Annotated in this window: 7 protein-coding genes; 4 read left to right on the top strand and 3 right to left on the bottom strand. The window is 49.3% G+C overall.

What is annotated here, in order from left to right; all coding sequences use genetic code 11:
• From GPL15_RS08450 to GPL15_RS08440, 3 genes are all read right to left on the bottom strand, one after another.
• Positions 1-199 (bottom strand): hypothetical protein (locus GPL15_RS08450; protein ID WP_215697935.1); only part of this gene is annotated, 199 nt, incomplete at its 3' end.
• An 11-nt stretch (positions 200-210) separates the two neighbouring features.
• Complete coding sequence (locus GPL15_RS08445) at positions 211-1,044, bottom strand: deoxyribonuclease IV (protein ID WP_215697933.1); 834 nt, start codon at positions 1,042-1,044, stop codon at positions 211-213.
• Complete coding sequence (locus GPL15_RS08440; RefSeq protein WP_215697930.1) at positions 1,037-1,483, bottom strand: C-GCAxxG-C-C family protein; 447 nt, start codon at positions 1,481-1,483, stop codon at positions 1,037-1,039. Before GPL15_RS08440 ends, GPL15_RS08445 begins: the two co-directional genes overlap by 8 nt.
• A gap of 203 nt (positions 1,484-1,686) precedes the next feature.
• On the opposite strand from GPL15_RS08440, the gene GPL15_RS08435 reads away from it, so the two are divergent.
• The 4 genes from GPL15_RS08435 to GPL15_RS08420 all read left to right on the top strand — a co-directional run bounded on the left by GPL15_RS08435 (position 1,687) and on the right by GPL15_RS08420 (position 6,849).
• Positions 1,687-2,535, top strand: a complete 849-nt coding sequence (locus GPL15_RS08435; protein ID WP_215697928.1) for a DegV family protein — start codon at positions 1,687-1,689, stop codon at positions 2,533-2,535.
• Positions 2,536-2,586: 51 nt separating this feature from the next.
• The gene (locus tag GPL15_RS08430) at positions 2,587-3,447 is read left to right on the top strand and encodes a MurR/RpiR family transcriptional regulator (protein ID WP_215697926.1); all 861 of its coding nucleotides are present in this window, start codon (positions 2,587-2,589) and stop codon (positions 3,445-3,447) included.
• 449 nt (positions 3,448-3,896) lie between these two features.
• Complete coding sequence (pfkB, locus tag GPL15_RS08425; RefSeq protein WP_215697924.1) at positions 3,897-4,802, top strand: 1-phosphofructokinase; 906 nt, start codon at positions 3,897-3,899, stop codon at positions 4,800-4,802.
• Between the two features lie 13 nt (positions 4,803-4,815).
• Positions 4,816-6,849 carry a fructose-specific PTS transporter subunit EIIC gene (locus tag GPL15_RS08420; protein WP_215697922.1) on the top strand — a complete coding sequence of 678 codons (2,034 nt, stop codon included), beginning with the start codon at positions 4,816-4,818 and terminating at the stop codon, positions 6,847-6,849.
• Positions 6,850-6,903 lie beyond the last annotated feature (54 nt).

The following is a 6,903-nucleotide window of genomic DNA, read 5'->3' as shown; positions in this document are numbered from 1 at the left end:
TGCCCACTGAACGGTAAAGTCCCATAAAGAGTTTACCGTGAATGGGCATCGGACCGTCTTTTTCCATCCCTGCAGCCTTAGTTTCACTTACGGTTGGAAGCCGGTTTCCTGCACTGTCAGTCAGCCCACGGCCTGCCCGGCCCAGCGCCAAAAGCCCCTCCGCCCGCTGCCGCTCCCCGCTTTCCTGCGTAACTTTCACCAGATAATCAATTACCCCTTATACGCATCCCTAAGCATCTTAATTTCCCTTGCATACCCGTCCAAATCATTGGGCGTTTCCAGATAAAAGGGAAGCCCCTTCAATTCCGGATGGTTGATAACCCTGACTAAGGCCTCCAGCCCGATGTGGCCTTCTCCGATTTTTGCGTGGCGGTCTTTATGGGCGCCTAAGGGATTCTGGCTGTCGTTAATGTGAATGGCCTTCAGCCGTTTTAAGCCGATAATACGGTCAAATTCCGTTAAAACCTCATCTAAATGATTGACAATATCATAGCCCCCGTCCCAAACGTGGCAGGTGTCCAGGCAGACGCCCATGTGGCTTTCCAATTCCACCCGGTCCAGGATCTGACGGAGTTCTTCAAAGCAGCGTCCAACCTCGCTTCCTTTACCTGACATGGTTTCCAAAAGGACAGTGGTATTCTGTTCCGGTTTCAGGATCTGGTTCAGCATGGCGGCGATATAGTCCACGCCGGCCTCCACACCCTGTTTTACATGGCTTCCCGGGTGGAAGTTGTAGCAGTTGCCCGGAGTATACTCCATGCGGATCATGTCATCCGCCATGGTGTTGGCGGCAAATTCCCTGAGGCCCGGGTCGGCGGAACATCCGTTTAACGTATAGGGCGCATGGGCCAGGATCTGGGAAATGCCGTGGTCTTTCGTAAATTCCAGAAAATCCCTGACATCCTGTTCGTCGATCGCTTTGGCATTGCCTCCTCTTGGGTTTCTGGTGAAAAACTGAAATGTATTGGCTCCTATTTTTACAGCCTCTTTCCCCATGGCCAGATAGCCTTTGGAAGAGGATAAATGGCATCCGATTTTAAGCATATAATATCCTTTCTAAGATTTCCGCCGCATCTGCCACCAGTTCGGCGCATGGGCGTTTCTGATAATATTCCGTGGTCCGTTCAGACGGAGCCGGATCATCCTTTTTCTGCTCCATATTTAAAAGTTCCCGGCAGATAATGCTGCCGTTTTGGGCTTCAAATTCCCTGGCCAGCTTCTGTACCAGTTCGTATTGGGCGGTTTTTCCCTCCATGTCATTTGGATCGCTGTAGCCTTGAATCAGCCCGACAGCCATGAACATGCCGCTTACGGCCCCGCAGACTTCGCGCAGCCGTCCCATGCCTCCTCCGAAAGAAGATGCCATTTTAGCTGCTGTCTCTTCATCCAGCCCGGTTTCGCTGCAAAATGCCATAAATACGGATTGGGCACAGTTGTAACCGGACAGGAAATACTCTTTTGCTTTTTCTCTGTGATTTATCATATCTTATGTCCTCCAGTGACATAATTATAGCACGAATTGGTTGACAGATATACCCCCAGGCTGTCATAATAACATCGGATGGATATCTGATGCTTTCTGACTGTAGTTTCCGGTCAGGAAGATAAGCCGTCCGAACGATTACTTTTCGCGGCATCTGCTGCGAAAATGGACTTCATGGACAATGCACAGAAAAGAGGCAAAATATGAGTGTGAGGATTATATCGGATTCTACATCAGATATCGGTGTGGAGAAGGCAAACGAGTGGGGAGTGACGCTGGTACCCTTAAAGGTGTTGTTTGGGGACAAGGAGTACAGAGACGGCGTGGACCTGTCGCTGGAACGGTTTTATGAAATTCTGGAAGAGGGCGGGGAACTGCCTACCACCAGCCAGCCTTCACCGGATGCATTTGTGGAAATATTCGATGAAATTAAAGCCGCAGGGGATGAGGCTGTGGTGATGACTATCAGTTCTGAACTGAGCGGGACCTATCAGAGCGCCTGCATAGCCAAAGAGATCTGCGGTTACGATAAAATTTATGTGATAGACAGCAAACTGGTCACTTTATCCCTTCAGCTTTTGGTGCGCCGTGCCATGGAATTGAGGGAAGAGGGGAAAAATGGAAAAGAAATAGCCGGACTATTGGAATCAGATAAGAAGAATTTCAGCTTTTACGGCGTGATCGGTGATCTCAGCTTTCTGGAACGAGGGGGACGCCTGCCCAAAAGCGGAGCAGTGGTTGGCTCCATGCTCAATTTGAAACCGATCATTAAGATCAAAGAGGACGGAAAGATCAAATTAGTCGGGGTGGCCCGCGGTTTAAACGGGGCATTTTCTAAAATTCTGAAGATGGCGCAGGCGGACGGAGCTGATCTGACCGGGCGCGAATACTGTATCGGATATACGGGAAAGCCGGAAGTTCTGGAGCCGCTGGAAGCGTATTTGGATGGGAAACTGGGGAAGGAAAACCGTCTGACCAGTTCTATTGGAACTGTGATCGGCACCCATGGCGGGCCCGGGTGCAGGGTGTTTGCATTTTCCAAAAAAAGGTGATATAGTAAGAAAAATGAAATAAAATTACATGATGTCAGAGGAAGATGAAAGATGCAGGAAAGTAAAAGTGTACTGGGAACTTTATGCTCTAACTACGATTTCTTTTTCGATGCGGAGAAGAAGATTGCGGATTGCATTCTGGAGCGGAGAGAAGAAGTGATCGATATGACAGTTGCGGAACTGGCTCAGGCCAGCAAAACCAGCGATGCCACAGTATCACGGTTTTGCAGGAGATGCGGTTTTAAAGGGTTCCATCATTTAAAAATCACGCTGACCAGAGAACTGGCTGAAGAACAGGGGAACGGATTCCAGGCCGATAATGAGATTGACCGGGAGGATTTAGGGCAGGCGCTTCAGAACATTCTGGCCAACAAGGTGGAAGAACTGAAACAGACTGTGGCCATGATGGACATCAATAATCTGGAACGGATTCTTCGTGTTCTGGAACACGCCAGGGCGGTGGCCGTGGTGGCTGTGGGAAATACCATTCCGGTGGCCATGGACGCGGCGTTTAAGCTGAACCAGGTAGGGATTTTAGCGACTGCGGGCCCGGTGATCGAAACACAGTTATCCTATGCATTTAACCTGCAGAAAGAAGACGTGGTGATGGTCATTTCCAACTCCGGTTATTCCAAGCGGCTGCTGACTTTGATAAATGGAGCGAAAGAGAACGGCGCCGCCATCATTGCGATTACCAATAATCCGGATTCCCCCATCGCCCAAAGCAGTGATTATCATATCATTACAGCTACCAGAGAAAAGCTTTTAATGGATGATTTCTGTTTTTCCAGAGTTTCTGCCACCGCAGTGGTGGAGATGCTTTATCTGCTGATCGCCGCCAATAAGAAAGATGCTTATAAGATCCAGATGCGCAATGAACTGGCTATTGCGGATGATAAAATTAAAGATTGATGCTATGAAAAATGGAAAGTTGTTGCATACTAAGTGCAGCAGCTTTTTTTGTTTCATAGGAAAGTTCGTTCTATGAAACAAAAAAGCCCTCCGGGCAGGAACGCACTACGGCGGAAAGGAATTATGCCGCTGAAGCGACCCGCCGTAGGCGGAGAATCCCGCGAACGGGATTCTTGTATAGAAAAATTGTAACAGTTCAGACGGCTCATATTCTTGACCGAAAAGGCCGGTCAAGAAGCATCGGATGTCCATCCGATGTGAAAATTGATAAAGAAAACTGCTTACAAGCGAGTTTGATGCAGCTTTCTTTATCAATTTTCCCGCCGTCTGAACTGTTACGAGAAATTGCTAAAAAATGTAAATTTCCGTATTGACGGATATGAAAATGTGTATTATTATAAGGTCATAGATATGAAATAAAATTTCATTAAGAAAAGGAGTAGTGACATATGATTTACACGGTAACGTTTAATCCGGCATTGGATTACGTAGTAAAAGTAGATCATTTCACCCTTGGGGAAATTAACAGGACATCGGAGGAACACATCTTTTATGGGGGAAAAGGGTTGAATGTATCGGCAATTCTTGCCAATTTAGGTTTTGAAACAACAGCTTTGGGATTTGTCGCAGGTTTTACCGGAGAGGAGATTGAGCGTGGGGCTAAGACCCTGGGATTTCATTCGGAATTCATTCATGTGAAAAATGGCATGTCCAGGATCAATGTAAAGCTGAAATCAGACGAAGAAACTGAGCTTAACGGCATGGGACCGGAGATTATGAAAGGCGATGTGGATCTTCTGTTCGGGCAGCTTGACCGGATTCAGGATGGGGATGTGCTGGTGTTATCGGGAAGCATACCTAAAACCATCAGTGACGATATTTACGAACGGATTATGGAACGCCTTCAGAATAAGGGAGTGCGGATTGCGGTGGATGCGACCAGGGACCTTCTCATGAATGTATTGAAATACAGGCCATTTTTAATAAAGCCAAACAACCATGAACTGGGCGAGATATTCGGCGTCGAGCTGCATGGGGAGGAAGAAGTCATCCGGTATGCCAAAAAGCTTCAGGAACTGGGGGCTGGAAACGTGCTGGTATCCATGGCGGGTGACGGAGCGGTACTGGTCACTGAGGCAGGGGATGTCCATAAAATCGGAGTTCCTAAAGGAACGGTGAAAAACTCGGTGGGAGCCGGTGATTCCATGGTCGCCGGATTTTTGGCCGGATATCTGGAAACAGGTGATTATGGTTATGCGCTGAAACTGGGAACGGCTGCCGGGAGCGCTACCGCGTTTTCAGACGGTATCGGGGAAAAAGATTTCATTATGGATCTGTTAAAACAGATCTCTTAGTCAGGAGGGCAATATGAGAATTACAGAGCTTTTGAAAATGGAAAGTATTGCATTGGGCGTACAGGTATCTTCAAAAGAAGAGGCCATAGACCGGCTGGTTGAACTGATGGAGGCAGGCGGCCGTCTCAAGGACAGGGCTGGGTATAAAGAGGGAATATTGGCCCGGGAAGCCCTTGGCAGCACTGCGGTAGGGGAAGGGATTGCCATCCCCCATGCAAAGGTGGCGGCGGTGAAGGAACCGGGGCTGGCAGCAATCGTGGTGCCGGATGGAGTGGATTATGAGGCTTTTGACGGTTCGGCAGCCAATCTGATTTTCATGATCGCAGCGCCTGACGGGGAAGCGGATACCCATCTGGAGGCACTTTCCAAATTATCCACCCTTTTGATGAATCCTGGATTTAAGGATGCTTTGATTTCGGCAAAAACAAAAGAGGAATTCATGAAGATCATTGATGATACCGAAGCCAAGCGGTATGATAAAGAGAAGAAAGAGGAGCCAAAGGCAGCGAAGCCGGGAGCCGCGAATGCGGGAAATGCAAAGGCGGGAAATGCAAAGGCGGGAAATGCAAAGACGGGAAATTCAAAAGCGGGAGACGCAAAAGCTGGAATTGTAAATGCAGGAGGTGTAAATGCAGGTGACGGTTACCGTGTCCTGGCGGTCACCGCCTGTCCGACCGGGATCGCGCATACTTTTATGGCGGCTGAAAACCTGGAGAATACGGGAAAGAAACTGGGAATCCCGTTAAAGGCGGAGACAAACGGATCGGGCGGAGCGCAGAACGTGCTGACCAGGGATGAAATCGCCGCGGCAGACTGCATTATCATCGCCGCCGATAAGAATGTGGAGATGGCACGGTTTGACGGAAAACCGGTAATTATGGTTCCTGTATCAGAAGGCATCCACAAAGCGGAAGAACTGATTCAAAGGGCGGTGGGAGGAACTGTCCCGGTTTACCACCATGCCGGAGGCGGAAGCGCTGAAACAGCGGCAGGCGGAGACGGAATCGGGCGCGCCATTTACAAACATTTGATGAACGGCGTTTCCCATATGCTGCCTTTTGTAATCGGCGGCGGAATTCTGATCGCGCTGGCATTTTTGTTCGATAATTATGAGATAGATCCGGCGAATTTCGGTAAGAACACGCCGTTAGCGGCTTATTTAAAAACAATCGGTGAACAGGCATTTGGTATGATGCTTCCCGTATTGTCCGGCTATATCGCGATGAGCATCGCTGACCGGCCGGGACTGGCCGTGGGATTTGTGGGCGGCCTGGTTGCAAAAATGGGGGCTACCTTTGCCAATCCGGCAGGCGGAGCGGTCAATGCCGGTTTCCTGGGCGCATTATTTGCCGGTTTTGTAGGCGGCTATATTGTAGTTGGTTTGAGAAAGCTGTTTAGCAAACTTCCAAAATCCCTGGAGGGGATTAAACCGGTACTTTTGTATCCGGTTCTCGGCATTTTGCTGGTGGGAGTGGTTACCACATTTATCAATCCATATATGGGCATGATTAATGACGGCCTCACCGGACTTCTCAACGGCATGGGCGGCACCAGCAAAGTGGTGCTGGGCATGGTAGTCGGCGGAATGATGTCGGTGGATATGGGCGGCCCGGTGAATAAGGCTGCATATGTATTCGGCACAGCACAGTTGGCGGAAGGCAATTTTGAGGTGATGGCCGCCGTCATGGCGGGAGGCATGGTTCCTCCTCTGGCGATTGCCCTCTGCACCACATTTTTTAAGAGGAAATTCACGGAAAAAGACAGACAGTCAGGAATTGTGAACTATATTATGGGACTTTCCTTTATTTCAGAAGGCGCTATTCCATTTGCGGCCCAGGATCCGCTCCGCGTCCTTCCATCCTGTATCATCGGATCTGCCGTAGCAGGCGGACTTTCCATGTTCTTTGACTGTACGCTGCGGGCGCCTCACGGCGGCATCTTCGTGCTTCCTACCATTGGAAATCCATTGGCGTATTTGGCGGCGGTTCTCATCGGGGCGGCCATCGGATGCCTGATCCTGGGCGTGCTTAAAAAGGACGCAGAATAAAAATGCATTGCCGTTGCATATTAGAGACATTTCCATTATAATGGTGAGCAGGCA

Origin of the sequence: Clostridium sp. MCC353 (assembly GCF_018785315.1) — a bacterium.
GTDB lineage: Bacteria > Bacillota > Clostridia > Lachnospirales > Lachnospiraceae > CHH4-2.
Note: the sequence above shows the minus strand (reverse complement) of the source record. Positions and strands in the feature narration are given on the sequence as shown.